Annotated in this window: 28 protein-coding genes, 1 tRNA gene and 1 pseudogene; 9 read left to right on the top strand and 21 right to left on the bottom strand. The window is 69.6% G+C overall.

The genetic code is table 11. The annotated features are described in order from the left end of the window. Positions 1-27: 27 nt before the first annotated feature. Positions 28-924 (top strand): PspA/IM30 family protein, encoded by an 897-nt coding sequence (locus tag KI388_RS08865; protein ID WP_215086298.1) that lies wholly within the window; start codon positions 28-30, stop codon positions 922-924. Positions 925-998: 74 nt separating this feature from the next. Here KI388_RS08865 and KI388_RS08860 read toward each other — a convergent pair whose 3' ends face one another. From KI388_RS08860 to KI388_RS08850, 3 genes are all read right to left on the bottom strand, one after another. Beyond that, on the bottom strand, positions 999-2,045 hold the full coding sequence (locus KI388_RS08860) for a dipeptide epimerase (RefSeq protein WP_215086297.1): 1,047 nt from the start codon (positions 2,043-2,045) through the stop codon (positions 999-1,001). Next, positions 2,042-3,100: a DUF1611 domain-containing protein gene (locus KI388_RS08855; protein ID WP_215086296.1), complete on the bottom strand. Its 1,059-nt coding sequence runs from the start codon at positions 3,098-3,100 to the stop codon at positions 2,042-2,044. Before KI388_RS08855 ends, KI388_RS08860 begins: the two co-directional genes overlap by 4 nt. 523 nt (positions 3,101-3,623) lie before the next feature. Beyond that, complete coding sequence (locus KI388_RS08850) at positions 3,624-3,941, bottom strand: DUF5785 family protein (RefSeq protein ID WP_215086295.1); 318 nt, start codon at positions 3,939-3,941, stop codon at positions 3,624-3,626. Between the two features lie 199 nt (positions 3,942-4,140). Here KI388_RS08850 and KI388_RS08845 point away from each other — a divergent pair, with 199 nt between their 5' ends. Continuing rightward, the gene (locus KI388_RS08845; RefSeq protein WP_215086294.1) at positions 4,141-6,546 is read left to right on the top strand and encodes a methyl-accepting chemotaxis protein; all 2,406 of its coding nucleotides are present in this window, start codon (positions 4,141-4,143) and stop codon (positions 6,544-6,546) included. Positions 6,547-6,607: 61 nt separating this feature from the next. Next, positions 6,608-7,075, top strand: a complete 468-nt coding sequence (locus KI388_RS08840; protein WP_215086293.1) for a hypothetical protein — start codon at positions 6,608-6,610, stop codon at positions 7,073-7,075. A gap of 444 nt (positions 7,076-7,519) precedes the next feature. Here KI388_RS08840 and fdhF read toward each other — a convergent pair whose 3' ends face one another. Beyond that, positions 7,520-9,661: a formate dehydrogenase subunit alpha gene (gene fdhF / locus KI388_RS08835; RefSeq protein WP_215086292.1), complete on the bottom strand. Its 2,142-nt coding sequence runs from the start codon at positions 9,659-9,661 to the stop codon at positions 7,520-7,522. Positions 9,662-9,928: 267 nt separating this feature from the next. Here fdhF and KI388_RS08830 point away from each other — a divergent pair, with 267 nt between their 5' ends. Continuing rightward, positions 9,929-11,098, top strand: coding sequence for a glutathione-independent formaldehyde dehydrogenase (locus KI388_RS08830; protein ID WP_215086291.1), 1,170 nt, complete (start codon positions 9,929-9,931; stop codon positions 11,096-11,098). A 55-nt stretch (positions 11,099-11,153) separates the two neighbouring features. Here the strand turns inward: KI388_RS08830 and KI388_RS08825 are convergent, their stop codons facing one another. Then, positions 11,154-11,321, bottom strand: a complete 168-nt coding sequence (locus KI388_RS08825) for a hypothetical protein (RefSeq protein WP_215086290.1) — start codon at positions 11,319-11,321, stop codon at positions 11,154-11,156. 137 nt (positions 11,322-11,458) lie between these two features. Between KI388_RS08825 and KI388_RS08820 the strand changes: the two genes are divergently transcribed. Continuing rightward, positions 11,459-11,611, top strand: a complete 153-nt coding sequence (locus KI388_RS08820) for a hypothetical protein (protein ID WP_203229782.1) — start codon at positions 11,459-11,461, stop codon at positions 11,609-11,611. 10 nt (positions 11,612-11,621) lie between these two features. On the opposite strand, the pseudogene KI388_RS08815 reads toward KI388_RS08820, so the two are convergent. Continuing rightward, positions 11,622-12,748 (bottom strand): annotated as a pseudogene (locus tag KI388_RS08815) (GTP-binding protein). A 90-nt stretch (positions 12,749-12,838) separates the two neighbouring features. On the opposite strand from KI388_RS08815, the gene KI388_RS08810 reads away from it, so the two are divergent. Continuing rightward, positions 12,839-13,453, top strand: a complete 615-nt coding sequence (locus KI388_RS08810; RefSeq protein ID WP_215086289.1) for a hypothetical protein — start codon at positions 12,839-12,841, stop codon at positions 13,451-13,453. Positions 13,454-13,455: 2 nt separating this feature from the next. Here the strand turns inward: KI388_RS08810 and yqeC are convergent, their stop codons facing one another. After that, positions 13,456-14,187 carry a selenium cofactor biosynthesis protein YqeC gene (gene yqeC / locus KI388_RS08805; RefSeq protein WP_215086288.1) on the bottom strand — a complete coding sequence of 244 codons (732 nt, stop codon included), beginning with the start codon at positions 14,185-14,187 and terminating at the stop codon, positions 13,456-13,458. A gap of 126 nt (positions 14,188-14,313) precedes the next feature. Between yqeC and KI388_RS08800 the strand changes: the two genes are divergently transcribed. Next, a complete protein-coding gene (locus tag KI388_RS08800) occupies positions 14,314-16,308 on the top strand; it encodes an aldehyde ferredoxin oxidoreductase C-terminal domain-containing protein (protein WP_215086287.1) in 1,995 nt (664 codons plus the stop codon). Between the two features lie 26 nt (positions 16,309-16,334). Here the strand turns inward: KI388_RS08800 and KI388_RS08795 are convergent, their stop codons facing one another. From KI388_RS08795 to mvk, 4 genes are all read right to left on the bottom strand, one after another. Then, on the bottom strand, positions 16,335-16,685 hold the full coding sequence (locus KI388_RS08795; RefSeq protein WP_215086286.1) for a hypothetical protein: 351 nt from the start codon (positions 16,683-16,685) through the stop codon (positions 16,335-16,337). Further along, positions 16,682-17,725 (bottom strand): Mrp/NBP35 family ATP-binding protein, encoded by a 1,044-nt coding sequence (locus KI388_RS08790; protein WP_215086285.1) that lies wholly within the window; start codon positions 17,723-17,725, stop codon positions 16,682-16,684. The genes KI388_RS08795 and KI388_RS08790 overlap by 4 nt, the downstream gene beginning before the upstream one ends. A gap of 81 nt (positions 17,726-17,806) precedes the next feature. Next, positions 17,807-18,529 carry an isopentenyl phosphate kinase gene (locus KI388_RS08785; protein ID WP_251133260.1) on the bottom strand — a complete coding sequence of 241 codons (723 nt, stop codon included), beginning with the start codon at positions 18,527-18,529 and terminating at the stop codon, positions 17,807-17,809. A gap of 104 nt (positions 18,530-18,633) precedes the next feature. Then, positions 18,634-19,650, bottom strand: a complete 1,017-nt coding sequence (gene mvk, locus KI388_RS08780; RefSeq protein ID WP_215086283.1) for a mevalonate kinase — start codon at positions 19,648-19,650, stop codon at positions 18,634-18,636. A 126-nt stretch (positions 19,651-19,776) separates the two neighbouring features. Between mvk and KI388_RS08775 the strand changes: the two genes are divergently transcribed. Beyond that, positions 19,777-20,352 (top strand): mechanosensitive ion channel domain-containing protein, encoded by a 576-nt coding sequence (locus tag KI388_RS08775; protein ID WP_215086282.1) that lies wholly within the window; start codon positions 19,777-19,779, stop codon positions 20,350-20,352. Between the two features lie 85 nt (positions 20,353-20,437). Further along, positions 20,438-20,776 (top strand): DUF4870 domain-containing protein, encoded by a 339-nt coding sequence (locus KI388_RS08770; protein ID WP_215086281.1) that lies wholly within the window; start codon positions 20,438-20,440, stop codon positions 20,774-20,776. Positions 20,777-20,859: 83 nt separating this feature from the next. On the opposite strand, the gene rpsB is transcribed toward KI388_RS08770, so the two are convergent. The 10 genes from rpsB to KI388_RS08720 all read right to left on the bottom strand — a co-directional run bounded on the left by rpsB (position 20,860) and on the right by KI388_RS08720 (position 25,895). Then, a complete protein-coding gene (gene rpsB, locus KI388_RS08765; RefSeq protein ID WP_215086280.1) occupies positions 20,860-21,681 on the bottom strand; it encodes a 30S ribosomal protein S2 in 822 nt (273 codons plus the stop codon). 16 nt (positions 21,682-21,697) lie between these two features. Beyond that, positions 21,698-22,900, bottom strand: coding sequence for a phosphopyruvate hydratase (gene eno, locus KI388_RS08760; RefSeq protein ID WP_215086279.1), 1,203 nt, complete (start codon positions 22,898-22,900; stop codon positions 21,698-21,700). Continuing rightward, positions 22,900-23,076: a DNA-directed RNA polymerase subunit K gene (locus KI388_RS08755; protein WP_215086278.1), complete on the bottom strand. Its 177-nt coding sequence runs from the start codon at positions 23,074-23,076 to the stop codon at positions 22,900-22,902. Before KI388_RS08755 ends, eno begins: the two co-directional genes overlap by 1 nt. 3 nt (positions 23,077-23,079) lie before the next feature. Continuing rightward, complete coding sequence (locus KI388_RS08750) at positions 23,080-23,274, bottom strand: DNA-directed RNA polymerase subunit N (RefSeq protein ID WP_006628058.1); 195 nt, start codon at positions 23,272-23,274, stop codon at positions 23,080-23,082. 12 nt (positions 23,275-23,286) lie between these two features. Then, positions 23,287-23,685 carry a 30S ribosomal protein S9 gene (locus KI388_RS08745; protein WP_004595258.1) on the bottom strand — a complete coding sequence of 133 codons (399 nt, stop codon included), beginning with the start codon at positions 23,683-23,685 and terminating at the stop codon, positions 23,287-23,289. Then, positions 23,679-24,128: a 50S ribosomal protein L13 gene (locus KI388_RS08740; RefSeq protein WP_006628060.1), complete on the bottom strand. Its 450-nt coding sequence runs from the start codon at positions 24,126-24,128 to the stop codon at positions 23,679-23,681. Before KI388_RS08740 ends, KI388_RS08745 begins: the two co-directional genes overlap by 7 nt. Further along, positions 24,125-24,478 (bottom strand): 50S ribosomal protein L18e, encoded by a 354-nt coding sequence (locus KI388_RS08735; RefSeq protein WP_004595256.1) that lies wholly within the window; start codon positions 24,476-24,478, stop codon positions 24,125-24,127. The genes KI388_RS08740 and KI388_RS08735 overlap by 4 nt, the downstream gene beginning before the upstream one ends. A gap of 39 nt (positions 24,479-24,517) precedes the next feature. Beyond that, a tRNA-Leu gene (locus KI388_RS08730) sits at positions 24,518-24,602 on the bottom strand. A 149-nt stretch (positions 24,603-24,751) separates the two neighbouring features. Then, positions 24,752-25,504 (bottom strand): DNA-directed RNA polymerase subunit D, encoded by a 753-nt coding sequence (locus tag KI388_RS08725; protein ID WP_215086277.1) that lies wholly within the window; start codon positions 25,502-25,504, stop codon positions 24,752-24,754. A gap of 1 nt (position 25,505) precedes the next feature. Continuing rightward, positions 25,506-25,895, bottom strand: coding sequence for a 30S ribosomal protein S11 (locus tag KI388_RS08720; RefSeq protein ID WP_004046448.1), 390 nt, complete (start codon positions 25,893-25,895; stop codon positions 25,506-25,508).

Here is a 25,895-nt window from a genome sequence, read left to right as displayed (position 1 = left end):
TAACGGGTGGAACGCGTACGACGTGGTATGGGAATCCTCTCGCGCGCCTCCTACGTCATCCGTTCGAAGGTGAACGCCCTCCTCAACCGGGCGGAAGACCCGACCGAATCGCTCGACTACTCGTACGAACAGATGCGCGACGAGCTTCAGGACGTCAAACAGGGGATCGCCGACCTGACGACCCAGAAGAAGCGTCTGGAGATCCAGAAGCGCAAGCTCGAAGAGAACGTCGAGAAGCACAACCGGCAGGCCCGCGAGGCGGTCCAGCAGGACCGCGACGACCTCGCGCGGAAGGCGCTCGAAAAGAAGAAGTCGAAGATGACCCAGATCGAGGAGTTGGAGGGTCAGATAGCGAAGCTGAACGACACGCAGGACCAGCTCGTCGAGAAGAAGAACAAGCTCCAGAACCGCATCGAGGAGTTCCGCACGAAGAAGGAGACGATGAAGGCCCGCTACGAGGCCGCGGAGGCGTCCACTCGCGTCTCGGAGGCGATGACCGGCGTCGGCGACGAGATGGAGGACGTGAGCCGCTCGATCGAACGCGCCGAGGAGCGGACCGAGGAGATGGAGGCGCGCTCGGAGGCGATGGACGAGCTGGAAGACTCCGGCGCCTTCGAGGACGCGCTCTCCGACAAGGACAGCATCGACCGCGAGCTGGAGGGGCTGTCGACGAACAGCGAGGTCGACGCCGAGCTGGAGACGCTCAAAGGCGAACTCGGCAAAGGCGAGTCGTCGAGCGGCGACGCCGACGTCAGCGACGAGGAAGTCGACGACGAGCTTGCCGACATCGAGGCGGAGATAGACGGCGCCGACCTGGAGGCCGACCTCGACGGCAACGGCGGCTCCGGGGACGCCGACCTCGACGAGGAGCTCGACGTCGAGTTAGAGGAGTCGGAGTCCGAGGCCGACGAACCGCGGAACTGAGCCCCGTCCCGGTCCGGGTTCGGTCCCCGCGGTCCCCACCGCCTCCACGTGTCCCCACCCCCGACCCCGACCGCTCACTCCGACGCCGGGCGCGCGCCGGTCCCCGCGAGGTCCTGCTCGTCGAGTCGTATCGCTCCGTCCGTGAGGTCGACGCCCTCGTACGGGTCCTCCGCGAGCAGCAGCGAGCCGTCGATGTCGGCGTAGTCCAACAGGGGCGCGAGCTGCGCGGCCGCCGCGATGGAGGCGTTCGACTCGACCATACAGCCGCACATCACCTCCAGCCCGTGCGCCCGCGCGGCGGCGATCAGCCGCCGCGCCTCCAGCAGGCCGCCGGTCTTCATCAGCTTCAGGTTCGCGACGTCACAGCGGTCGGCTATCGCCGGCACGTCCGCCGCGGTCACGCAGGACTCGTCGGCGGCGATCGGTAGCTCGGAGCGCTCGTAGACGTATCGGAGCCCCTCCGGATCGTCGGCGGAGACGGGCTGTTCGACGAACTCCACGTCGCGGTCGGCCAGCCACGCGCTCTTCGCCACCGCCTCCTTCGGCGTCCACGCCTCGTTGGCGTCGACGCGGAGCCGCGCGTCGGGCGCGGCGTCGCGGACCGCGTCGATCAGCTCTCGGTCGCGGTCGGTCCCGAGCTTGATCTTCAGCACGGAGTGGCCCGCCTCGACGGCGTCGACCGCCTTCTCCCGCACGCGGTCCGTCTCGTCGAGGCCGACCGTGAACGACGTCTTCGGCGCGTCGCTCGGGTCGAGTCCCCACAGGCGGTAGAGGGGGACACCGAGCCGCTTGGCCGCGAGGTCGTGGACGGCGACCGAGACGGCACAGCGGGCGGCGGGGTTGCCGTTCACGACCCCTCGTAGCTCGGCCTCGACCGCGTGGAGCGCGTGGGGGTCACCGACGCGCTCGACCGCGTCGAGCAGGTCCGGCAGCACCGCCTCGACGGTGTCGGCCGTCTCGCCGTAGTGCGCCGAGGGGGCCGCGCCCCCGACCCCGGTCATCCCCGCGTCGTCGGTCACGCGGACGACCACGTTCTCGGCCGCCGTCTGGGTCCCCCGCGAGATGGTGAACGGGTTCGCCAGCGGCAGCGAGACCCGTTCGAACCCGGTTTCGAGGCTCATTCGCCGCCGAGCCCCGCGTCGACGATTCCGTCCACGATCCGGTCCGCGCCGTCCCGGACCGGGTCGGCGGCCGGGGCTCCGATCTCGCTGCCGAAGTCGGCCACGGCGTCCGCGGCGGCCGCGTCGTCGGCCACGTCCTTCGTGTTGAGCGCGCCGGCGACGACGCCCGTCTCGTGGACCGCCCCCGCGAGTCCCTCGTAGAGGTCGACGTAGTCGTCGAGGGGCGGGAGGTCGAACGACTCGTAGCCGTGAACGACCTCGCGGCCCGCGGCGTGACAGAGGACGAGACCGTCCGCCATCGAGCCGTGGAGGATGCCGCAGGTGACCGCGGAGTAGGCGGGGTGGACGATGCTCCCCTGCCCCTCGACGACGAGGAGGTCGCGGTCGTCGCCGGCCTCGACGAGCATCTCCTCGACCGCGCCCGCGGCGAAGTCGGAGACGACGCGGTCGATCGGGTTCCCCCAGCCGGCGATCATGATCCCGGTCTGTCCCGTCGGGACGAACGCGGCGTCGATCCCGCGTTCGCGGGCGGCCGCGACGACCTCCAGCGAGGCGGTCATCTTCCCGACCGAGCAGTCGGTGCCGACCGTACACACTACGTCGGCGTCGACGTCGCCGGACGCCCCGGTCGCGACCGTGAGGTCGTCGTCGGGCTTGCGGACATCGACGAGGTCGACGCCGTGCTCGTCGGCCAGCGCGGCCAGCGTCTCGTCCTCGTTCAAGAAGTAGTGGAGGCCACTCACCACGTCGCAGCCGGCCTCGACCGCGGCCTCGACGTCCGACCGCCACGACTCGTCGAAGCCGCCGCCGATCGGCGCGATCCCGACGTAGAGCGCGTCGAGGTCGCCGTCGGCGGCCGCGTGCGCGTCCGCGAACGACGCGACGATCGGCGCGTCCGCGATGTCCGGGACGTGGTCGCTCACTCGGTCGCCGGCGCGGTCGCGGTCGAGGACGGCCCGGACGTCTTGGTCGCCGTAGCGCATCACGCCGAGCGCGGTCTTCGCGCGGTCGGGGAACTTCTCGTGGGCGAGGACGGCGATCCGCTCGTGGTCCATGGTGGGTCGCTCGCTCCGGGAGTTCTTAAAAGAGTCGAGGGCTGGTCGAGGGGTCGGCTCGACCGTACCGATTCCATCTGACGAGACCCCGACCATCGCTGCGGCATTTATAAATAAACGCTGTGCGGTGGCGCGTGCCTGCGAGCGCCCATCGGGCGCGAGACAGCACGCGCGAGGGAGTCAGCCGGCCGGAGCGAAGCGGAGGCCGGCTGACGAGGCTGGGGAGGCGTGAGGTGCGGTGCGGTCGCTGTGCGGGGCGGGACTCAAAGGGGCAGCCGGGAGGCGGGCGCAGGCGACGTAAGCACCGCAGGAACGAGCGAAGCGAGTGACGAGGAGCGCAGCGAGCGTGCGCCCGCCTCCCGGCTGGGGCTTTGGAGGAAGTCACCGCCGATCCACGGTCAGTCATTTATAAGTAAGCGGCTGGGGCTTTGGCGGTGCTTGCCGTCGATCTGTCAGCAGCCATTTATAAGTGATCGGCTAGAGCTTCGTCTAAAAGAACCACACCGAACTCAAAAAACGCGTATCAAGCGCTGCCGTCGACGAACTGGTCGGCGCCCTCGTAGAACCAGTAGCCGTTCTCGCGCATCGCCCGGCCGAGTTCCTGATGGAACTCGACGAAGTCCGCGAACTCCTCCTGTTCGACGTGCTCGAAGATCTCCTCGACGGAGACGACCGTCTCGTAGTCGATCCGGATCGGGTGGTCGCCGTACTGCTCGACGTACTCCGCCGCCGTGAGCGGGAAGTCCTCCTCCTCGTCGATCTTCTTCGCGAGCACGGCGTGGCCGTACTGCCGCATGCCCTCGCTCCCCTGCTCGCCGTCGGGGTCGTGTGGCCAGTCCATATCGAACGATCCGCCGGATCGGGGATAGTGGTTTCGGATGGGGCGGTCGGGCGGGGTCGCGGGTCGATCCTCCCGACCGTCCAGTTCGACCGCGCGCACCCGGGGTCGAACGCGACGCCCGTTCGGCGTTCCGACCTCAAATTATCAATATCGATGTCTAATCACCGACGTTTATTAACGGCTATGTGAAGAGCGAATCATGCCCGCTGACGACCGACGCAACGTCTTTCGACGTCTCTCCGATCGACTTCGTAGTCGCTATCTGTTCAAAATCGCGACCGCGGTCATCGTCGTGTCCGCCGTGCTGCTCGGCACCGGCGCGCTCGCCGTCGATCAGGTTCAGGGGAGCGTCGAGTCGGACGCCCAAGAGACGATGCTGAGCGCCGCCGAACGAGAGGCCGAGGGGATCGACGGGTTCATCGACGACATGAACGGGTACGCGCTCCGCGTCTCGTCGTCGTCCGGCGTCCAGTCGTCCAGCGAGGGGCGGATCCGCGACGAGCTTCGGCGGAACGCCGACATGCTCCCGGAGTACGTGGTCGACGTTCACTACTACGACACCGTGTCGAACGAGGTCACCGTGAGCACCTCTCCGATGGCCGAGGGAACGACGTTCTCCGAGGACGAGCGACCGTGGGCGGTCGGACCGGCGGCGTTCGCCGGTCCGGACGAGGTCCGCTCGTTCGAGCCGTACAAGGCGGACGGCGAGAACCGACTGGGCTTCGTCAGCCCGATCAACGGCGTCTCCGACCGCGCGGTCGTGATCACCGTCGACCTGTCGGAGCGGGGCTCGCTCCTGACCGCCCCCGTCGACGGCGGCGACATGCAGGTCGTCTCCACCGGCACCGGGCAGGTCGCGCTGGCGTCGGACAGCGACGTTATCCTGGACGACTACTTCCTGATCGAGGAGCTGTCGCACCTGAGAACCGACGTCAGCGAGCCGGTCGCGGTCGACGTCACCGACGACGAACAGACCGTCGTGAACGGGTCGGCGGTCGCCACGGCGACCGCGCCCATCGAGGGGAAGTCCTGGGCGGTCGTCGTCGCGGCCCCGGAAGACGCGGTGTACGGCACCGTCGGTGACGTGACCCGGACCGTGCTGCTTTTGATCGCCATCTCGGTCGTCGGCCTGCTCGCGGTGGGCGCGTTCGTCGTCCGCGACGTGAACGGGTCCGTCGACGACCTCCGGGAGTACGCCGAGGCGATCGAAGCCGGCGAGTTGGACATCGACATCGAGCACGAGCGCGCCGACGAGTTCGGCCAGCTCTCGGCGCTGTTCGACCGCATCCGCGAGACGATGCGCGAGCAGATCGAGGCGGTCGAGGCGTCCGCCGACGAGGCCGCCGCGGCGCGCGAGGAGGCGGAGTCGCTCTCCGAGCACTTAGAGGCGAAGGCCGACGAGTACGAGACCGACATCGACGCCGTCGCGGAGGGGGACCTCACCCGCCGGCTCGACCCGGAGAGCGAGAGCGAGGCGATGACCGCCATCGCGGAGTCGCTCAACGAGACGCTCGACCGGCTGGAGGCGCTCGTCGTCGCGATCCAGGACGCCGCCGAGACGGTCGGGGAACAGAGCGACGAGGTGACCTCCGCCGCCGCGGAGGTCGAGTCGACGAGCGTCGACGTCGCGGAGAGCGTCGAGGAGATATCGGTCGGCACGGAGCGACAGGAGGAGACGCTCGCGACCGCGGCCGCCGAGCTGGACGACCTCTCGGCCACCGTCGAGGAGATAGCCTCCTCCACGGACGAGCTCGCGGAGCGGTCGGCCGCGACCGCCGAAGCGGGCGAGGCGGGCCGCGAGGAGGCCGGCGAGGCGATCGACCGCATGGACCGGATCGACGACGAGGTCGGCCAGACCGTCGACGAGATGCGCGACCTGCGCGACGAGGTCGAGCGCATCGGCGAGGTGGTCGAGCTGATCGACGACATCGCGGAGCAGACGAACATCCTCGCGCTCAACGCCTCCATCGAGGCGGCCCGCGCGGGCGAGGCCGGGGAGGGGTTCGCCGTCGTCGCCCGCGAGGTGAAGGACTTGGCGGAGGAGACGGCCGAGGCGACCACCGAGGTCGAGGAGCTGATCGCCGGCGTCGAGGGGTCCACCGAGTCGGTCGCGGACGGCCTGTTCTCGATGGAGGACGACGTCGAGGCCGGCCGAGCGGTCGTCGAGGAGACCGTCGCGACGCTCGAATCGATCGTCGAGGACGTCGAGGACGCCAACGCGGGAGTCCAGTCGATCAACGACGCTACCGACCAGCAGGCCGAGTCGACTCAGGAGGCCGTCTCGATGATCGACGAGGTCGCGGAGGTGAGCGTCGAGACCGCGAGCGAGGCGCAGAACGTCTCCGCCGCCGCCGAGGAGCAGACCGCGGCGATTGGACAGATCTCCGCGAGCGCGGAGTCGCTGTCGTCGCGCGCCGACGACCTCCGGACGCTCGCGGACGAGTTCGAGGCGCGCGAGGAGGCCGCCGCCGAGGCGGACGCCGTCGACCTCGGAGGCGTCGAGACCGGGGACGCTCCCGACGAACCGCCGGAGGCGGACACCGAGACCACCGAGTTCGAGTTCGGTGCGGACGGCGACGGCGAGGCCGCGCCCGGCGACGACTGATCCGCGGCGCTCCCCGGCCGGCCACAGAAGACACTTCACGGCGCTCCGCGTGGCTCGCGACATGCGCCGCAGAGCCCTCCTCGCGTCCGTGGCCGCTCTCTCGACCGCCTCGCTCGCTGGCTGTCCGACTCCGTCGCGGACCGACGACCCGACGGCGATCGACGGCGCCGAGGTGACGTTCCGGCGAGAGTACGACGGCGACCGACCGGGTCCCGATCACGGTCCCGTCGACGCCGCCGAGCTACGCGGCGACCTCGACGCGGATCCGCCCGGACTAGTCGTCGCGGGGCGGATCCTCGAGGGCGCGCGGGAGTGTTACCGGCCCGCCCTGATCGACGCCGCGCTTGACGAGGGAACGCTGACGCTCCGCGTCGAGACCAGAAACGACCCGGAGTGGGAAGGGGAGGCCTGCCCGGACGTGGCACAGGAGCACCCGTACTCGGTCGCCGTCGCGTTCACCGAGGCGAGTGTCCCGAACCGCGTCGCCGTCCGGCACGGCGACGAGACGACACTGGAAGAAACCGTGTGACCTCCTCCCCGTCGTAAACGACGAGGCTTCCCACGGTACCGCACCGCTGAGTTGGGATATTTGCTGGTTGACGACTCGTCGGCATGACGAGCCGATGGCGTTCACGAGAACGCTGTTCTCGTGCAGCCCATCAGAAATCTTCGATTTCTGAGGACGGGGCCACACCGCCGTTACTCCTATCCCCCGGCAGGGGGGACTCGGAGTTATCTTGACCGAGACACCACAGCGGTTCGAGAGGGTGTCTCGAACGTTCTGATTCTCGGAGTCCCGATATTGTGTATTTAGGTGGCGGTGAAACCGCCTCGGTGTACGTCATGCTCCGACGTGACGCTACATAAATATCCGCATCAGCGTCAGAACGTGGTCTGTAGAGGGCTTGTCGGATTCACTCCCGCCGTAAACGGCGGGATTCTCTCCTCGAAGAAAGATAGCGACCGCCGCCGATCAGTCGTCGGCGGACGCCGCGTCGTCGCCCGCAGTCTCGATGTCGACCTCGATCTCGGCGGAGGCGGCCTTGTACTCGGGGATCTTGGCGCGCTCGTCGAGCACGTCGTTGGTGAGGCGGTTCGCGGAGGCGGCCGCGAAGTGCGGCGTGGTCCAGACGACGCCCTCCTTGATGTCCTCGGTCACGTCGGCGCGGACGGTGATCTCGCCGCGTCTGGACTTCAACACCACGTCCTCGCCGTCCTCGATGCCGTACCGCTCGGCGTCGTTCGGGTGAACGTCGACGAAGTTCTCGGGGTGCTGCTTCGAGAGCGTGGGCGACCGGCGGCTCATCGTCCCGGTGTTGTAGTGCTCTTCGAGCCGCGCCGTGGTCAACACGAGCGGGTACTCATCGTCGGGGACCTCCTTCGGCTCCTGATGGACGACGCCCTCGATGCGGCCGAGACCGTCCTCGGTCTCGAACTCATCCTCGTAGAGGAACGGGTCACCCTCGTCGCCCTCCTCGTAGCAGGGCCAGTGCAGCCCCGTCTCCCCGAGCGCGTCGTAGGTCATCCCGTGCATGATCGGGCAGACCTCGCGCAGCTCCTCGAACACGTCCTCGGGACCGTCGAACGCGAACTCGTCACCGCCGAACAGCCGCGTCCCCACCTCACAGAGGATGTCGAGGTCGTGACGCGTGTTCTCGTGGACCTTGTGGACGCCGCGCATTCGCTGGACGCGGCGGTCGGTGTTGGTGACGGTGCCGTCGCGTTCGGCCCACGTCGTCGCGGGGAGGACCACGTCCGCCAGCTCGGCGGTCTCGGTCATGAAGATGTCTTGGACCACCATGAAATCGAGGTCCTCGCGGAACCGCTCCTCGGTCCGGTTGCCGTCCGGCTCGCTCATGATCGGGTTCTCGCCCATGACGTAGAGCCCGTGGACGGTGTCGCCGATCGCGTGGGATATCTCGACGTTCGTCAGCCCCGGCTCCGAGGGGATATCGAAGCCCCACACGTCCTCGACGGACTCGCGGGCCTCGTCGTCGTCGACGAGCTGGTACCCCGGGAGGACGTTCGGCATCGCGCCCACGTCGCAGGTGCCCTGGACGTTGTTCTGCCCGCGCAGGGGGTTGACGCCGGTACCCGGGCGACCGAGGTTCCCCGTGATCAGCGCGAGGTTGATCTCGTTTTGGACGTTGTCGACCCCGCAGGTGTGCTGGCTCATCCCCATTCCGGTGAAGATGGCCGCGTCGTTCGCCATCGCGTACTTCTCGGCGGCGAGTTCGATGTCCTCCAGCGGGACGCCGCACTCCTCGGCGGCCGCCTCCACGTCGAAGTCCGCGAGGGTCTCTTTCAGGTGGTCGATACCCTTCGTGCGCTCCGCGACGAACGCCTCGTCGATCCAGCCCGCGTCCGGCTCCTCCTCGTGGCGCTCCAGTATCGTCTTGAGGACGATGTTAAGCAGGGGAATATCGGTGCCGGGCTTCAGCTGGAGGTGCATGTGCCGGTCGGTGTCGTCTATCTCGAACGACCGGGTGGTCTTGTTCGCGTGCGGGTCGACCTGGATGACGGTCGCGCCCTCCAAGACGGCCTGCCGGAAGTACTGGCTGTTGGCGATCGGGTGCTGCTCGCCCGGGTTCGCGCCCTGGATCCACAGCACGTCCGCGGAGTCCTCTAGGTCGGCCATGCTGTTCGTCATCGCGCCCATCCCGAGGCTGGTCCGGAGCGCCCAGACGGTGGAGGCGTGACACATCCGCGTACAGTTGTCGACCTGGTTGGTGCCGTACCGCCGCGCGAGCTTCTGGATGAGGTAGTTCTCTTCGTTGAACGTCTTCGAGGAGCCGAAAAAGCCCATCCCGTCCGGACCGTGCTCCTCGCGGATCGACTCCATCTCGTCGACGACGCGGTCGAGCGCCTCTCCCCAGGTCGCCTCGCGGAACTCGCCGTCCTCCTTGATCAGCGGCTCCGTCAGCCGGTCCTCGTGGTCGACGACCTGCGTCGCCGCGCCGCCCTTGATGCAGACGCTCCCCTCGTTCACCGGCGCGTCGCCCCACGGCATGAAGCGCATCTCGCCGGGCTCGTCCCCCTCGAGGACGCGGATCCCGCAGCCGACGCCGCAGTACGGGCAGATCGTCTTCGTCGCGTCGTCCGGCTCACTGGACATCGGTCTCACCGCCCCTCTGTGTGCTCATACCACATGATCTATCGTCGCAGTCAATGAGTGTATCGGTGACCCTCGCGGATCCGTCTGTTATCCGATACCGGGCGTTTCGAAGCCGCTAAACGCAACTTTCGGGTATCTACTCCCCTCGTCCGAGCGACGTTTTCACGATCCCGTACCGTTAACATGTTGCTGATAAGTGTTATTAAACGTAAATATAATGGAAAAACATTTACTACGGTTTGGTAACTCCTTACAATCGGAATCAACATGAGAGCAGTTGTCTATCAAGGCCCGTACGACGTGGCCGTCGAGGACGTGGACGAACCGGAGATAGAACACCCGAACGACGTCGTCGTCGACATCACGACCTCGTGTATCTGCGGCTCCGACCTCCACATGTACGAAGGGCGGACCGCGGCCGAGGAGGGGATCGTCTTCGGCCACGAGAACATGGGGATCGTCAGCGAGGTCGGCGAGGCGGTCTCGACGCTGGAGGAGGGCGACCGCGTGGTCATGCCCTTCAACGTCTCCTGCGGCTTCTGTCAGAACTGCGAGGAGGGGTACACCGGCTTCTGTACCAACGTCAACCCCGGCTTCGCGGGCGGCGCGTACGGCTACGTCGCCATGGGCCCGTATCCGGGCGGACAGGCCGAGAAACTGCGCGTCCCGTACGCCGACCACAACGCGCTGAAGCTGCCGGAGGGCCGGGAACACGAGGACGCGTTCTCGCTGCTCGCGGACATCTTCCCGACGGGCTGGCACGGCACCGAACTGGCGAACCTCCAGCCGGGCGAGTCGGTCGCCATCTTCGGCGCGGGGCCGGTCGGGCTGATGGCCGCCTACAGCGCGAAGATCAAAGGCGCCGCCGAGATCTACGTCGTCGACCAGGTGCCGAGCCGGCTCGAACTGGCCGAGGAGCACTGCGACGCCCACCCGATCGACTTCTCCGAGGGCGACCCGGTCGACCAGATCATCGAGGAGCACGGCGGGATGGTCGACAAGGGCGTCGACGCGGTCGGCTACCAGGCGACCGACCCCGACGACGTCGACACCGAGACCGAGGACTACTCCTACCAGCCGGCCAAGGAGAACCCGGCGGTCGTGATCAACAACCTCATCCGCGTGGTCCGACCGACCGGCGAACTCGGAATTCCCGGCCTCTACGTCCCCGAGGACCCCGGCGCGCCCGACGACATGGCCGCACAGGGGCGGCTCGGCATCGACTTCGGGAAGTTCTTCGAGAAGGGACTCAAGTGCGGGACCGGCCAGTGCAACGTCAAGGAGTACAACCGGTACCTGCGCGACATGATCATCGAGGGGCGCGCCGACCCGACGTGGGTCGTCTCGCACCGCGTGGACTTAGAGGAGGCCCCCGAGATGTACGAGGCGTTCGACGCCCGCGAGGAGGGCGTCACGAAGGTCCTGCTGGAGCCCTGACCCGCCGAGGAATCGCCACGCGGCCGTTCCGGCTTTTTGCGGCGCGCAGCGTGCGTCAGACCCTGAGCCACGCCTTCGGGTGTTCCGCGCGGAGGTGCGACTGGTACCGCGAGACGAGCTCCGGATACCCGTCGGCCACGCAGTGCCACTCGCAGTGGTCGCAGGTGCGCTCGACCGCCTCGTCGTCGCCGTGAACGTGTCCGCCGCGTCTGTATGTGACCATGGGGTTCCCGCCGCGGCCGACCCGCGTCGATAGGTACCGTACAGCACGGACTCGGTTCACTCTGTCGGCCGCCGCGGGGCTCTCACCTCATCGCGCCCGCCGAAACCGGTATGTCGATCCCCCGCGTGGTGACCCGTATGTGTAAGTACTGTAACTGGGCGTTCCACGACGAGTGGGGCCAGCTGCTGAAGTACGACGACGTCTACCAGTCGGCGGTCGGCGCCGAGACCGAGTCCACCCACGGGTTCCACGAGGACTGGGACGATCTACAGGCTGAACTCGGGATCTGACCCGCCGGCCTCAAAGCGGGAAGGCGTCGGCCGCCGCCTCCTCGACGGCCGCCGTCTCCCCGCTCCCGGTCGCCAGATCGTCGAGTTCGCCGCGAACCTTCGCCTCGTCCATCTCGCTGCCGATGAACACGAGCCGCGTCCGGCGGTCGTCGTCCGGGTCCCACTCGCCGATTGACCCCGCCTGTACCGAGGGGCCGGCCTGACTCACGCCGATGACCTCGTCGGTGCCCGCGACGTTCGCCACGCCCTTCGCCCGCACGATCGCCCCGTCCCAGTCGTCGAGCCACGCCGCGAACGGCTCCGGGTCGAGCGCCTCGGCCGAGCGGTAGACGAACGAGTCGACGCCGTGGGCCGCGGCGGCCCCCTCGGCGTGGTCGTGGTCGTGCGCGTGGCCGTCCCCCCCTCGTCGCCCTCGCTCTCGGCTATCGCCCGCTTCCACCCCGGCGACCGCTTGGCCGTCTCGAAGTCGAACCGGCCGGTGTCGAGCACGTCGCCGGGGTCGACCTCGGAGTAGCTCGTCCGGATCCGCTTCGCCCGCGGGCCGAGCCGGTCCGCGACCGACTCGATCTCGTCGAGCACGCCGTCCGGGACCATGTCCGTCTTGTTCATCACGAGCACGTCGCAGAACTCGATCCCCTCGACGAGCACGTCCGCGAGGGGGCGGTCGGCCGCCGGCTCCCCGTCGCCCGGGATGTCCTCGCCCGCGTCGAACTCCTTCCAGAACCCGTAGGTGTCGAGGACGGTCACCAATGTGTCGAGCCGGAAGCGCTCCGTCGGGTTGACGTCGCTGTCCTCGGTCCCCTCGGTGAACGCCCGCGCGATCGGGACCGGCTCGGAGATGCCCGACGACTCGACGAGCAGGTAGTCGAACTCCCGGGACGCCGCGAGCGACGCCGCCTCCGAGAGGAGGTCGTCCTGGAGCCGACAGCAGATACAGCCGTTCGAGAGGTCGACGACGCCCTCCTCGTCGTTCTCGCGGGCGACGAGCTCCGCGTCGACGTTCACCTCGCCCATGTCGTTCAGGATGACCGCGATCCGCCTGTCGCCCGGGTTCGCGAGCAGGTGGTTCACCAACGTCGTCTTCCCGGCGCCGAGGTAGCCGCTGAGGACGGTGACCGGGATCCGGTCGTCTGTCATGTGTGCTATCACCCGCCACGACAGTATGAAACGATCGATCGGGACGATCGAGACGAACGTTCATCCGTCCCACCGCCGTACCGCGAGGCGATGGACCTGAGCGAGTCGACCGTCCGGGACCGGGCGCGGGCGTACGCGGAGTCGGAACCGCTGTACGACGTGGAGCGCCAGCACGTCGAGACCGTCCCGCAGACGTTCGCCGGCGACGAGTACGGCCGCCGGGACGCCCAGTGGATCGTCCGGTGGTACTTCCGGCGGTACCTCGGGGAGTACCCGGACCGCGAGCGGCGCGAGCGCGAGGAGTCGTTCCGCGACAACGGGTTCGACGACGTGATAGCCGCCATCGAGGCCGCCGTCGAGGCGGTGGGCGCCGGGGAGAGCGAGGGGGCCGACGCCGAGGAGGCGGACGTCACCGCCGCCCTCGACGCGCTCACCGCGCTCGACGGGGTCGACGTCGCGGTCGCGTCCGGCTTCTGTCAGTTCCTCGCGCCGTCGCGGTTCGTCGCGATCGACCGCCGGACCTGGACAGTCTTGGTCGCGGCCGGCGAACTCGACGGCGACTACCCGGACCCGCCGTCGCCCGCCGACTACCGTCGGTTCGACGACGCCTGTCGGACCGTGACCGACCGGACCGGCGTCGACGCGTGGACGCTGTACCGGGCGCTGTGGCGCTCGTTCGCGGAGCTTCCGGGCGACTCTTCGTAGCGTTATTCGACGACCTCGACGACCGGGTCGTCCGCGATCAGGCGCGTGAGGAGGACGCGCGGCACGTTCGCGCGGAAGCGGATCTCCCTCGCGACCGCCCGGGCCGCGGCGGCGTCCGCCTCGTCGTCGACCTTGTTCACGACCGGGATGGCGGTCGCGCCGCTCGGGACGCCCTTCAGCCCGCCCGCGGGGCTGGCGAGGACGGTCGCGACGTCGACGGGGCGGATCTCCGACCCGACCTCCCGGCCCGTGATCGCGGCGACCTCCTCCGGCCGGTGGACGAGGTCCTCGGTGAGCGGCTCCCCGACGACGTGCGCGCTCACGATCGGAACGACGACGTCCGCGTTCGGCGGGATCTGCGGCTCGTGGTCGCCCGGCGCCTTGAACTCCCGGAGGCGCGCCCCGTCCGCCTTCACGAGCGTCGCGCCGGGCGCCGCGTCGGAGATATCGGCCACGGTGTCCGCGTCGTACCCGAGGTACCGGTCCGACCGCTCGCGCTCAGGGACCAGCCCGAGCGGCCAGTCGCCGTCGCCCGCCTCGTCGAGCGCGGTCACCGGGTCCTCGGTCACGCGCACCGCGGCGACCCGGTCGTCGAAGATCGGTATCCGGACGCTCGCGGTCACGACCGACCGGGCGAGTTGGTCGGCGAGCGCGAACAGCGTCGACTTCTTGCCGCCGGCGCCGACGACGCAGACGGTCGCGTCGCGGGCGTCGAGCGCGGTCGTCAGGTCCATGTCCGGTCGTTCGACCGCGGACGGCGTCACTCTGGCGGTCACTCGGCGGGGGCCGGGACCGTCAGCCGGGCGACCCGATCTCGGTGCCGAACAGATTGATACGTCTCCGCCGCGCACGTCAGTTGAATGGCTCGGAGTCGCACCCGCGTCCTCCGCGTCGACCTCTCGACGGGCGAGACCGCCCGCGAGCGCGTCCCGCGCGGTTGGCAGCGCGACTACGTCGGCGGGAAGGGGCTCGGGGCGCGCTACCTCTACGAGGAGCTGTCGCCCGGGACGGACCCGACCGGCCCGGCGAACCTCCTCGCGTTCCTCGTCGGCCCGCTCGCGGGCTCCCTCCCGGGCGAGACGCGCTACGCCGCGGTGACGAAGTCGCCGCTCACCGGCGGCTTCCTCGACTCGTACGCCGGCGGCGCCTTCGCCGACCGGCTGGCGGGGTCGCTCGACGACTGCCTCGGGCTGCTCGTGACCGGCGCCGCCGACCGACCGGTCCGGATCGAGGTCGAGGGCGGCCGCGCCCGGATCGAACCGAGCGACACGTGGGGCGCCGACGCCGCCGAGACCGCGGCGCGGTTCCCGGACGCCGGGGTCGCCTGCGTCGGCCCGGCCGGCGAGCGCGAGGCGGCGTACGCGACGATAGCGAGCGACGGCGGCGACCACCACGCGGGGCGCGGCGGCGCCGGCGCGGTGATGGGCGCGAAGGGGCTGAAGGCCGTCGTCGCCCGCGACCCGGCGCCGACGGTCCCGGACGACCTCGCGGCCCTCCGCGACCGCGATGCCGCGGCCTACAGGCGGGATTCGACCGGCGAGTGGCAGGCAGCCGGCGGCACGGTCGAGACGGTCGACTACGCGAACGAGGTCGGGATCCTCGCGGCGGAGGGGTGGACGGGGACCGGCTTCGACGGCACCGACGACATCGGCGTCGAGGCCGCGTTAGCGCGCGCGACGGGGCGTGAGGGAGTTGACGACGAGGCGGCGGACGGTGACCGGGGGGAGACCGCGGACGGCGACGCCGGAGAGACCGCGGACGGCGACCCCGGAGAGACGGACCCGGCCCGCTCCGACGGCTTCCGGATCGACACCTCGGAGGGGGAGGTGGTCCCGCGCGGCGCGGCGCCGATCACGCTCGGGGCCGGGCTCGGCGTCGACGACTTCGACCGCGTCGTCGAGCTCTGCGGGGTCTGCGACCGCCTCGGCCTCGACGTGATCGGCGCGGGCAACGCGGTCGCGTGGGCGGTCCGCGCCGGGGAGGCAGGCGTCGTCGACTGCCCGGTCGCGTTCGGTGACGCCGACGGCGCCGAGCGCCTGCTGGAGGCGATCGCGGCGCGCGAGGCCCCCGCCGACCTCGACGTCCACCCCGACCTGCCGGACGCGCTCGCGGACGGGATCGACGCCGCGGTCGCCCGGTTCGGCGGCGCGGAACTCGTGCCCACGGTGAAGTCGATGGCGCTGCCCGGCTTCGACCCGCGCGCGGCGGTCGGCGTCGCGCTCGCGTACGCCACGAGCGACCGCGGGGCCTGCCACCGACGCGCGCGGCCGCAGGACCGCGAACCCCTCGCCAGCCCGGACCGCTCGCCCGTCGACCGGGTGCGCGACGTGGTCGGTGAGCAGAACGCCCGGTCCGTGCTGTGGAGCCTCGTCGTCGACGACTTCGTGGGCGAGGCCGTCTGGACCGACCTCGGCGCGGAGTGGCTCGCGGCGGTCGACCATCCGGCCGTGGACGACATCGACCGCGGTGCCGATGTCGACCGCGACGCCGACGTCAACGTCGACCGCGGCGACTCCCCGGACGACTCGCGGGACCCCGTCGCGGCGCTCGCGACGACGGGCGAGCGGATCTGGACGCTCACCCGGCTGTTCAACGCCCGCGAGGGGTTCGACCGCGCGGACGACGCGCTCCCCGAGCCGCTCCGCTCGGCCGCGGCCGACGGGACGCCGGGCGTCGACGCCGACGCGTTCGACCGCCTGCTCGACCGGTACTACGCGGCGCGCGGCTGGGGGGACCGCGGCCTTCCGACGCCGGACACCCTCGATCGGCTCGGCCTCGCGGGCGTCGTCGACGACGCGACCCCGTTGGACGGGCACGCGATCGACCCCGCCGCAGCGACCGAGTCGGACGATTGAAGGAAGAGATTCCGCGTTCGGTCGACTCAGCGGCGCAGCCCGCCCTCGGCTTTGATCCGCATGATGTGCCGGACGTTGAGGTATATCTCCTCCGGCGACGTCTCCTCCGTCTCGTCGTACAGGTCCGAGACGCGGTAGAGGACCGCCGAGAGCTGCTTGCTCTCCGAACTGTCCCCCCGAACGTCCTCGGCCACGTCTCGGAGGAACTCTCGCACCTCCGCGTCCGCGGGGAACTCCGCGTCAGACGCCTCGTCCGGCACGACCGGGTCGACGCCCGCGGCCGCGAGAGGGTCCTCGCTGTCGTCGCCGCTCGCCGTTCCGTCTGACTCACTCCGGCCCTCGGTTCTCCCGCCGTCGCCTTCCGACGCGTCGGTCATCGCCCGTCGCTCACCCCGCGGCGGCGGACGACGCCGGCGTTGTTCGCGACGTTCTCGACTATCACCTTGAACGCGTCCGCGGTCTCGCCGTCCTCCAAGACGACCGGCTCGCCGTCGTCGCCGCCGGTGCGTACGGAGGGGTCGAGCGGGATCCCGCCGAGGAACGGGAGGTCGTGCTCCTGTGCGAGCGCCTTCCCGCCGCCGGAGCCGAATATCTCGTGGAACCCGCCGCAGTCGGGACACCGGAACCCGGCCATGTTCTCCGCGATGCCGAGGACGTTCGTGTCGTGTTTGCCGAACATGCGGAGTCCCTTCACCGCGTCGTCGAGCGCCACGTCCTGCGGCGTCGTGACGATGACGGCGCCCGTCAAGGGGAGCGTCTGGAGGATGGTGAGCTGGGTGTCGCCGGTGCCCGGCGGGAGGTCCATTACGAGGTAGTCGAGTTCGCCCCACTCCACGTCCTCGACGAGCTGGGTGATGATCTTGTGGACCATCGGGCCGCGCCAGATGACGGGGTCGTCCTCGCCGGTGAGGAAGTCCATGCTCATCAGCTTCACGCCGAACCGCTCGGGGGGAACGATCGTCTCGCCGTCGGTCTCCGGCCGCTGTTCGGCCGACACCATCCGCGGCACGTTCGGGCCGTACACGTCGGCGTCGAACAGGCCGACGCGGGCGCCCAGCTCCGAGAGGCCGGCGGCGAGGTTCACCGCGACGGTCGACTTCCCGACGCCTCCCTTGCCAGAGGCGACCGCGATCACGTTCTGGACGCCCGGGAGCACCTGCTCGTCCGCCGAGAGGTCGTCCGGGATGGCGGCTGACAGCTCCACGTCGAGACCGGTGTCCGCGAGCGCCTCCCGCACGTCGTCGGCGATCTCCGACTCGTTGGGCGAGAAGGGCGCGCCGAGCGCGAGCGACACGCTGACGGTCCCGGCAGCCTCGTCGACCTCGACGTCGTTCACCAGCCCGAGCGAGACGATGTCGCCGCCGAGGTCCGGGTCCCGCACGTCCGCGAGCCGCTCCCGCACGTCCGATTCGTTCATAATCGCTGGGAGGGCCGTGGGTCGAATAAGGGTTCTGTACCCGGGCGCGCCGCCGTTCGCGACGCGCCCGCGGCCACCCGCTCAGTCGATCCGGGTCCCGGCGTCCTCGCCGCGGAGGAACGGCGCCAGACCGCCCGCGCCGAACACGTACGCGGGCGCGTCGAGCGCGAGCAGCTCCCGCACCTTCGCGGCCATCCCGCCCGAGACGTCGGTGACGTCGCTCGCGCCGAGCGCGTCCGCGACCGACGCGAAGTCGTCGATTTCGTCGATCACGTCGCCGTCGCCGTCGAAGACCCCGGGGACCGTCGAGCAGACGCCCACGCGGCGCGCGCCCAGGCCGGCGGCGAGTTCGACGACCAGTTCGTCGCCCGAGACGACGGTGACGCCGTCGCCGGCGGTCGCCACCCCGTCGCCGTGGAGGACCGGAACGAACCCCTCGCCCAGCAGCGTCGCCGTCGACCCGAGCGGGAGGTCGAGCGGGCCGTCGGTCCCCTCGGCCCGCGCCGCGAGCGACAGCGGGTGAACCGGGACCGCGGGCACGCCGCGCTCGCGGAGCCGCCCTAACACGCGCGCGTTCAGCCGCTTCATCGCCCCGTGGACCGCGGCCACCGCGTCGGCGTCGCGCGTTCCGTCCGTCGTCGACACCCCGTGCTCGCTGGCGTGGTGGTGGCCGAAGCTCCCGCCGCCGTGGACGACGACGAGCCGGCCGACCTCGCCGGCCGCGAGCGCGTCCGCGACCGCGTCGCAGGCGTCGTCGAGCGCCGCGTCGTCGAGCGTCTCGGGGCGGTCCTTCTCCGTGATCAGGCTCCCGCCGAGCTTGAGGACGACGGGGGGCGCGGCGCCGTCGGGAACGTCCTCCCCGGAAGCTGCGGCCTCCTCCCCGGACGCGCCCGTCGGATCGCGCTCCGTCACGGCTCCACCACCCGGACGCCCTCGGTCGCAAGCTCGGCGCGGAACGCCTCCTCGCAGCCCTGCGTGAACGAGAGCGCGGTCTCCGTGGCGTCGCTCTCGTCGAGCGCGACGATACAGCCGCCGCCGCCCGCGCCGGTGAGCTTCGCGCCGTGCGCGCCCGCGTCGCGTGCTGCCCACACCATCGCGTCGAGCGACCGGGCGGAGACGCCGAGCGCCGCGAGCAGCCCGTGGTTGAAGTCCATCAGCTCTCCCAGTTCCGCGAGCAGCGCCGGCTCCGGGTCCGCGTCGGCCGGGGCCTCGGCCAGCAGCTCCTCGCCCGTCCGGACGACGTCACCGATCGACTCGACGGTGTCCGCGGCGAACCCGTGCTCCTCGCGAAGCTCCCGGACGCCGGCGACCAGTTCGCCCGTGTCCCCCGCGCCGCCGTCGAACCCGACGACGAACGGGAGGTTCGGGGCGTCGATCAGCTCGCAGTCGTCGCCCTCGACGCGGACCGCGCCCCCCATCGTCGAGCAGAAGGTGTCGGCTCTGGAGGCCTGTCCGTCTTGGACCTCGAACTCGGCTTGGTACGCGCGGTCGGCCAGCTCCCGGCGGTCGAGCGGCTCGCCCAGCGCGCGGGTCGCGGCGTCGATGCCGGCCACGACGACGGCCGCCGACGACCCCAGCCCCGCCCCCAGCGGGATGTCGCTCTCGACGGTGATGTCGAAGCCGGCGTCGGGCGCGTCGGCCGCCTCCCGCGCCTGCTCGACGGCCGCGTCGACGTAGCCCATCGCGGCCTCGACGAGCGGCGTCGGCACGTCGACGTCGGGTCGGTCGCCGGTGCCGCCCGAGTACTCGACCGTGAACCCGTCGAGGGAGAGGTCCTCGGCCTCGACGCGCACGTGGTCGTCCTCGCGCGGCTCGGCGGTCACCGCGGCCCGGCGCTCGATCGCCGCCGGCACGGCGGGTTCGCCGTAGACGACGGCGTGTTCGCCGAAGAGGTACACCTTCCCCGGCGCTTCGCAGACGGTCATACGAATACCCTCTCCCCCCGCGCTTACAGGCGTTGCGCTTGTGGGCGGGGCGAGCGAACGGCCCGACGGAACGGCGATCTCCTCGCCCCCGTCAGCTTTTCACCGGCGGCCGGCGTCGTGCGCGTCATGACCGCGATCCCGTCGGTTCTGACCCGTTCGCTCACCGACTTCGTCGAGGGGCTCGCCGTCGCGATTCCCCGGCTGCTCTCGGGGCTGGTCTTCCTCGCCTTAGCGTACGTGACGGTCCGGGTCGTCCTCTCGCTCGTCCGCACGTCGATCGAGCGGATGTACGTCGGCGACCGCGAACTGGTGGGCGATCTCATCGTCACGCTCGTCTCCATCTTCCTGTGGTTCGGCGTCGCGCTCACGTTCCTGAAGGTGCTCGGCATGGGCGACATCGCGGCGAGTTTAGGCACCGCCGTCGGCTTCATCGCCTTAGGGGTCTCGTACGCGCTCTCCGAGATGATCGAAGACACCGTGGCGGGCGTCTACCTCCTGCGTGACCCCGACTTCAACGTCGGCTACCGCGTCGAGGCGAAGGGCATGACCGGCACCGTCGCCGCCATCGAACTTCGGAAGACGCGGATCGACGCGGACAACGGCGACCGCGTCGTCGTGGCGAACCGGGAGATCGAGCCGCGCTGGACGCACGACGTGCCGGAGGCGGAGCCCGCCGACGAGGGGCCGTCGACCGCCGACTGACCGGCGCTGACGCCGGACTGGCGCGGGACCGAACCGAGTTTCTCTCCCAAAGCTTATCAGCTAGCTCCGAAACCCCACTTTCGTCATGTCATCAGTATCCTCCGAGCGCGTCGAGGGCGACACGACGCTCGCGGCGCTGTCGCACGCGTCGGCCCTCTTCGCGTCGTTCCTCGGCCCGATCCTGTTCTTGCTCCTCGCGGACGACGACGACGAGCTCGTCAAACAGAACGCCAAGAACTCGCTGAACTTCCAGATCGTCGTCTTCGTCGCCCTCATGATCGCCGCCGTCCTGAGCTTCGTGTTCATCGGGCTCCTGCTGTTCCCGGTCATCGCGGTCGTCGACCTGATCCTGGTCCTCGTCGCCACGGTGAAGGCCAACTACGGGCAGGTCTATTCGTGCCCCTTCACGCCGGACATCGTCTGAGCGCGCCGCGCTCCCGAGCGATTTGCCGGAAGCTCGCGGGTCGTGAACGAACGAAACGAAAGTAGACTCGAAAACCGACCGCCTTAGAGTTCGTCCTCGAAGTCCTCGAGGGCGAACACGGTGTCGGCGCCGCGGCGGTCGAGCGTCTCGTTGGCGAGGAGCCAGTAGACGACCGACAGCGCGCGGCGACCCTTGTTGTTCGTCGGGATGACGAGGTCGACGTTCGACAGCTGGTTGTTGGAGTCGCACATCGCGATCACCGGGATGCCGACGGTGATGGCCTCCTTGACAGCCTGCGCGTCACCGATCGGGTCGGTCACCACGACGACGTCCGGCTCGATGTAGCCTGCGTAGTCGGGGTTCGTCAGCGTGCCCGGGATGAACCGTCCCGTGCGGGCGCGGGCGCCGATGGCGTCCGCGAACTTCTCGGCCGGGAACCGGCCGTACTGCCGCGAGGACGTGACGAGGATCTGCTCGGGGTTGTAGTTCGCGAGGAAGTCCGCGGCCGTGCGGATCCGCTGGTCCGTCAGGCTCACGTCGAGGACGTACAGCCCGTCGTCGCGGACGCGGTGGATGAACCGCTCCATGTCCTTCGTCTTCTGCTGGGTCCCGATGTGGACACCGGCGGAGAGGTAGTCCTCGACGGGGATCAGCAGGTCGACGTCGTCGTCCGGCATGACGTCGTCGTCGAACGGGGAGGCGTCCTCCTCCTCGTCGGCCTCGGCGGCCGCCTCGTCGGTCTCGGCGTCGGCGGATGCCCCTGATTCGGCGTCGGCGGACGCCCCTTCGGCAGCCGCGTCAGCGGTCGGTTCCTCGGTCGTGTCGGCCTCCTCCTCGACCGCCGCGTCGACCGCCTCGGTCTCCGCGTCGTCGTCGAGTTCGACCGCGTCGTTGTCTTCGCTCATGCGTGGTGTCGGTCCGTCATACCGCGTCGTCCGCGATGCGGACCAGTTCGTTCAGCTTGGCCGTTCGCTCGCCGCCGACCGTGCCGGTCTTGATGTAGCCGGCGTCGGTCGCCACGGCGAGGTGTGCGATGGTCGTGTCCTCGGTCTCGCCCGAACGGTGGGAGATGACAGTCTCGTACCCGTTGCGAGCGGCGAGTTCGACCGCGTCGAACGCGTCCGACAGCGTCCCGATCTGGTTCGGCTTGATCAGGATGCTGTTGGCCGCGCCCGCGTCGATTCCGTCTTCGAGCCGCTCGACGTTGGTGACGAACAGGTCGTCGCCGCAGATCAGCGTCCGGTCGCCCACCCGGTCGGTCAGCTCCGCGAACGCCTCGTAGTCGTTCTCGTCGAGCGGGTCCTCGACGTACGCGAGGTCGTACTCGTCGACGAGCCCGGCGACGTACTCGATCTGTTCGTCGGCCGACTTCGTCTCGTCGCCGTACACGTACGCCTCGGCGTCGTCGTCGTACAGCTCCGCGGCCGCCATGTCGAGGCCGAAGCGGATCTCGAACCCGACCTCCTCGGAGACGCGGTCGACCGCCTCGTCGACGACCTCGAACGCGTCCGCGTCCGAGATGGGGGGCGCCCACGCGCCCTCGTCGCCCTTCGCCGCGGGCACGCCGCGCTCGTCGAGCACGTCCGCGACCGCCGCGTGGACCGCGGCGTTCGCGAAGACGGCCTCCGAGACGCTGGGCGCGCCCACGGGCGCCGCGAGGAACTCCTGGATGTGGGTCGCCTCCTTGGCGTGCTCCCCGCCGCCGACGACGTTGCCGAGCGGAACGGGGAAGTTCTCGCCGCGGAACGCGCCGCCGAGGTGCTGGTACAGCGGCGCGCCCAGCACGTCGGCGGCCGCCTTCGCCGCCGCCATCGAGATGGCGACCGCGCTGTTGGCGCCGATGGCGGAGAAGTCGTCCGTCCCGTCGGCGGCGCGTAAGGCGTTGTCGACCGCGCGCTGGTCGCCCGCGTAGACGCCTTCGAGGCGCGGCACCGCGTGTTCGCGGGCCTTCGCGATGGACTCGCTGGCGGGCAGTTCGATCGCCTCGTACTCGCCCGTCGAGGCCCCGCTTGGGGCCGCGCCGCGGCCGAAGCCGCCGGACTCGGTGAGCACGTCGGCCTCAACGGTGGGGTTTCCGCGCGAGTCGAGCACGCGTCGTAGCGAAACGCTCGTGATTCGGGTCATTAGTTGTCCCTCCGGACCGTGAACGGGAGCACGCCCGCATCGTACTCCTCCGCGGCGACGAGGATCGGCTCCGTCTGGTCCGTCTCGATCAGCACGGGCGCCCCGTAGGACACCTGCAGCGCTCGCGCGCCGAGGATTCGTGCCTTCTCGTATCGGTTGTATCGCTGTTCTGACATGGTTTACTGGTACGGCGAGACGACGTCGACGAGGTCGCGGTGGCTCACCAGCATGCGCCGGCAGCAGTGCCGGTCGACCCCGAGGTCGTCAAGCACCTCGCCGGGGTCCTCGTCGCCCTCGCGAGCCCGCTCTTTGAACTCCTCCCAGTGTTCACCCACGACGTTGCCGCACGTGAAACACCGGACGGGGATCATCATGACTGGATCACCTCAGCGGTAGGACTTCTGGTAGCGAGCGCGCGCGCCGGGTCCGCCCCACTTCTTGGGTTCGGACTGGCGCACGTCGTTGACCAGCAGGGTGCGGTCGAAGTTCATGTACGCGTCCCGCAGCTCGGCGTCACCGAGGTGCTGGACGAGACCGCGCGCGATGGCGGTCCGCGTCGCGTCCGCCTGCCCGCTGAAGCCGCCGCCCTCGACGTCGATGTCGATGTCGACGCCGTCGCGGAGCTCCTCGCCCGCGATGCGGAACGGCTCCAGCATCTTGAGCCGCGCCTGCTCCGGTTCGACCAGCTCGACTGGCTGGGAGTTGATGCGCACGCGGCCCTCGCCCTCGCGCACGGTGGCGCGGGCGACGGCCGTCTTCTTCTTGCCTGAGGTGTTCGTTACCATGTGACGTTGGCTCCCAGAGACTCGGAGATCGACCCGAGCGTGGTGAATTTGATGTTCGAGAGGCGGTCGAGCGAGGTGCCGTCGAGGACGACGCTCTCGACGTCCTCGTCGCGCTCGTAGGGGTTCCCGACGTACACGCGCACGTTCGAGAACGCCTCGCGGCCGTCCTCCGACTTGTACGGCAGCATGCCGCGGATGGCGCGCTTGAAGATTCGATCGGGGCGCTTGGGGTAGTACGGCCCGCTGTCCGAGCCGAGCTCCGCGCGCTTGTGGTACGTCTCCATCGTCGCCTCCTCGTTGCCGGTGATGACGGCGCGCTCGGCGTTGACGACGGCGACGGTCTCCCCGGCGAGGGCGCGCTGTGCGACCTCAGAGGAGACGCGACCGAGGATACAGTCGCGGGCGTCGACGACGACGTCCGCGTCTATCTTCGCGAGGCTCATCGGATCACCCGCACGTTGCTTCCTTCGGGGTTCTGTTCGACGTACTGTTCAAGCGTCACCGCTTCGCCGGCCTGGTCGATCTTCGTCCGGGCGGTCCCGGAGAAGTCGACGGCGGCGACGGTGACGTTCGTTTCGAGCACACCGCTGCCCAGCACCTTGCCGGGGACGACGACCGTCTCGTCTTCCTGCGCGTATCGTTCGATACGGCCCAGGTTGACCTCAGCGTGCGTGCGCCGTGGCTTCTCCAGTCGGTCAGCGACATCCTGCCACACGTTGGCACCGGAGTCGCGCGAGACCGACTTCAGATCGGCAATGAGGTTCTGTAGTTTCGGGTTCGTCTTGCTACTCATAGCTGTCCCTCCTGAACGGAGAGTTCGTGGAAAACGGAGTGCAGGGAGCAGGATTTGAACCTGCGGACCTCTACAGGACAGCGCCCTGAACGCTGCGCCGTTGGCCTGACTTGGCTATCCCTGCGTGCACTCCATCGTATTCCGGCTCCCTTCAAACCACTTTCGGTCCCGCCGTCCGCCGAACCCGCCGCGGGCGCTCCGACTGTCGGGGCGGGGCCGCGGCTGGCGGCGGGGGCGACGGTCAGGGCGTTGGTTCGAAGGGCCGTCATTTCCTTATACTGCGACTTTCGTCTGTAGTTCGTCCGCGCGCTCCTCGATGGAGTCGATGGCGCGGAGCAGCAGTTCCTCGACGTCGAACGAGCCGTCCGTCTCGATGTGGAAGACGAACGCGCCCGGCACGTCCTCGACCGCGACCTCCTTCCCGGGGAACCGCTCCGAGAGGTCGTTGTCGAAGTCGTCGGTGAGTTCGATCTCTCCGTCCGGCGTCTCGATGACCCCGCGGAGGATGTTCGGCTCGTCGTCGTCGAACTCGCCGCGGTCGCCCTCGACCGAGACGCGCTGGAGGTGGCGGTAGCCGACGGAGACGCCGCCCTGGTGTTTGGCGTGCTCCTTGCCGGTGTCGAGGACCGCGTCGGCCTCGAACTCCAACCGCTGTCCCTCCTTCAGTTCGATGATCGGGACGTTGTCGTCCGCGACCTCGACGAGCGGATCGCTGCTCTCGATGTCGCCGGAGTAGGCCGTCGCCGGTCCCTCGACGTCGAGCGCGAGGGTGACCTCGTCGCCGACCTCGAAGTCGTCGAGCGGCGTCGTCAGGGGGATGAGCCCCAGACGCAGTCCGATCATCTCGTCGAACATGACCGAGGAGTTCTCGACGAACCGAACGGTGTCGATCGAGAACGTCGGGACGTCGGCGATCATCGCCCGGCGGATGCCGTTGGCGAACGCCGGCGTGAGCCCGCGGATCAGCACCCGCGCGCTGCGTTCGTCCCGTTCGACGTACTGGACGTCGAATTCGTCTTCGGTCATGTCAGACTCGCTTGTTCTTCGGCGCCTTCGTCCCGTCGTGCGGGATGGGCGTGACGTCCTCGATCCGGCCGATCTCGACGCCCGCGCGTGAGAGCGCGCGGATCGTCGCCTGCGCACCGGGACCGGTGGACTTGTTGAGGTTGCCGCCGGGACCGCGCACGCGAACGTGCACGCCCTCCAAGCCGGCGTCCTTGACGCGCTCGGCGACGACCTCCGCCATCTGCATGGCGGCGTACGGCGACGCCTCGTCGCGGTTCTGCTTCACCACGGTGCCGCCGGACGACTTGGCGATCGTCTCGGCGCCCGTCTCGTCGGTGACCGTGATGAGCGTGTTGTTGAACGACGCGTACACGTGGGCGATGCCCCACTTTCCGTCCTCGGATTCACTCAT

Origin of the sequence: Halorubrum sp. 2020YC2, assembly GCF_018623055.1 — an archaeon.
Lineage (GTDB): Archaea > Halobacteriota > Halobacteria > Halobacteriales > Haloferacaceae > Halorubrum.
The sequence above is the reverse complement of the archived record's forward strand: the minus strand, read 5'-3'. Positions and strand labels throughout refer to the sequence as shown.

Coding starts and splice junctions, on each gene's coding strand:
- KI388_RS08865 (WP_215086298.1), top strand. CDS start 28: ATGGGAATCCTCTCGCGCGCCTCCTACGTCATCCGTTCGAAGGTGAAC.
- KI388_RS08860 (WP_215086297.1), bottom strand. CDS start 2,045: ATGAGCCTCGAAACCGGGTTCGAACGGGTCTCGCTGCCGCTGGCGAAC.
- KI388_RS08855 (WP_215086296.1), bottom strand. CDS start 3,100: ATGGACCACGAGCGGATCGCCGTCCTCGCCCACGAGAAGTTCCCCGAC.
- KI388_RS08850 (WP_215086295.1), bottom strand. CDS start 3,941: ATGGACTGGCCACACGACCCCGACGGCGAGCAGGGGAGCGAGGGCATG.
- KI388_RS08845 (WP_215086294.1), top strand. CDS start 4,141: ATGCCCGCTGACGACCGACGCAACGTCTTTCGACGTCTCTCCGATCGA.
- KI388_RS08840 (WP_215086293.1), top strand. CDS start 6,608: ATGCGCCGCAGAGCCCTCCTCGCGTCCGTGGCCGCTCTCTCGACCGCC.
- fdhF (WP_215086292.1), bottom strand. CDS start 9,661: ATGTCCAGTGAGCCGGACGACGCGACGAAGACGATCTGCCCGTACTGC.
- KI388_RS08830 (WP_215086291.1), top strand. CDS start 9,929: ATGAGAGCAGTTGTCTATCAAGGCCCGTACGACGTGGCCGTCGAGGAC.
- KI388_RS08825 (WP_215086290.1), bottom strand. CDS start 11,321: ATGGTCACATACAGACGCGGCGGACACGTTCACGGCGACGACGAGGCG.
- KI388_RS08820 (WP_203229782.1), top strand. CDS start 11,459: ATGTGTAAGTACTGTAACTGGGCGTTCCACGACGAGTGGGGCCAGCTG.
- KI388_RS08810 (WP_215086289.1), top strand. CDS start 12,839: ATGGACCTGAGCGAGTCGACCGTCCGGGACCGGGCGCGGGCGTACGCG.
- yqeC (WP_215086288.1), bottom strand. CDS start 14,187: ATGGACCTGACGACCGCGCTCGACGCCCGCGACGCGACCGTCTGCGTC.
- KI388_RS08800 (WP_215086287.1), top strand. CDS start 14,314: ATGGCTCGGAGTCGCACCCGCGTCCTCCGCGTCGACCTCTCGACGGGC.
- KI388_RS08795 (WP_215086286.1), bottom strand. CDS start 16,685: ATGACCGACGCGTCGGAAGGCGACGGCGGGAGAACCGAGGGCCGGAGT.
- KI388_RS08790 (WP_215086285.1), bottom strand. CDS start 17,725: ATGAACGAATCGGACGTGCGGGAGCGGCTCGCGGACGTGCGGGACCCG.
- mvk (WP_215086283.1), bottom strand. CDS start 19,650: ATGACCGTCTGCGAAGCGCCGGGGAAGGTGTACCTCTTCGGCGAACAC.
- KI388_RS08775 (WP_215086282.1), top strand. CDS start 19,777: ATGACCGCGATCCCGTCGGTTCTGACCCGTTCGCTCACCGACTTCGTC.
- KI388_RS08770 (WP_215086281.1), top strand. CDS start 20,438: ATGTCATCAGTATCCTCCGAGCGCGTCGAGGGCGACACGACGCTCGCG.
- rpsB (WP_215086280.1), bottom strand. CDS start 21,681: ATGAGCGAAGACAACGACGCGGTCGAACTCGACGACGACGCGGAGACC.
- eno (WP_215086279.1), bottom strand. CDS start 22,900: ATGACCCGAATCACGAGCGTTTCGCTACGACGCGTGCTCGACTCGCGC.
- KI388_RS08755 (WP_215086278.1), bottom strand. CDS start 23,076: ATGTCAGAACAGCGATACAACCGATACGAGAAGGCACGAATCCTCGGC.
- KI388_RS08750 (WP_006628058.1), bottom strand. CDS start 23,274: ATGATGATCCCCGTCCGGTGTTTCACGTGCGGCAACGTCGTGGGTGAA.
- KI388_RS08745 (WP_004595258.1), bottom strand. CDS start 23,685: ATGGTAACGAACACCTCAGGCAAGAAGAAGACGGCCGTCGCCCGCGCC.
- KI388_RS08740 (WP_006628060.1), bottom strand. CDS start 24,128: ATGAGCCTCGCGAAGATAGACGCGGACGTCGTCGTCGACGCCCGCGAC.
- KI388_RS08735 (WP_004595256.1), bottom strand. CDS start 24,478: ATGAGTAGCAAGACGAACCCGAAACTACAGAACCTCATTGCCGATCTG.
- KI388_RS08725 (WP_215086277.1), bottom strand. CDS start 25,504: ATGACCGAAGACGAATTCGACGTCCAGTACGTCGAACGGGACGAACGC.
- KI388_RS08720 (WP_004046448.1), bottom strand. CDS start 25,895: ATGAGTGAATCCGAGGACGGAAAGTGGGGCATCGCCCACGTGTACGCG.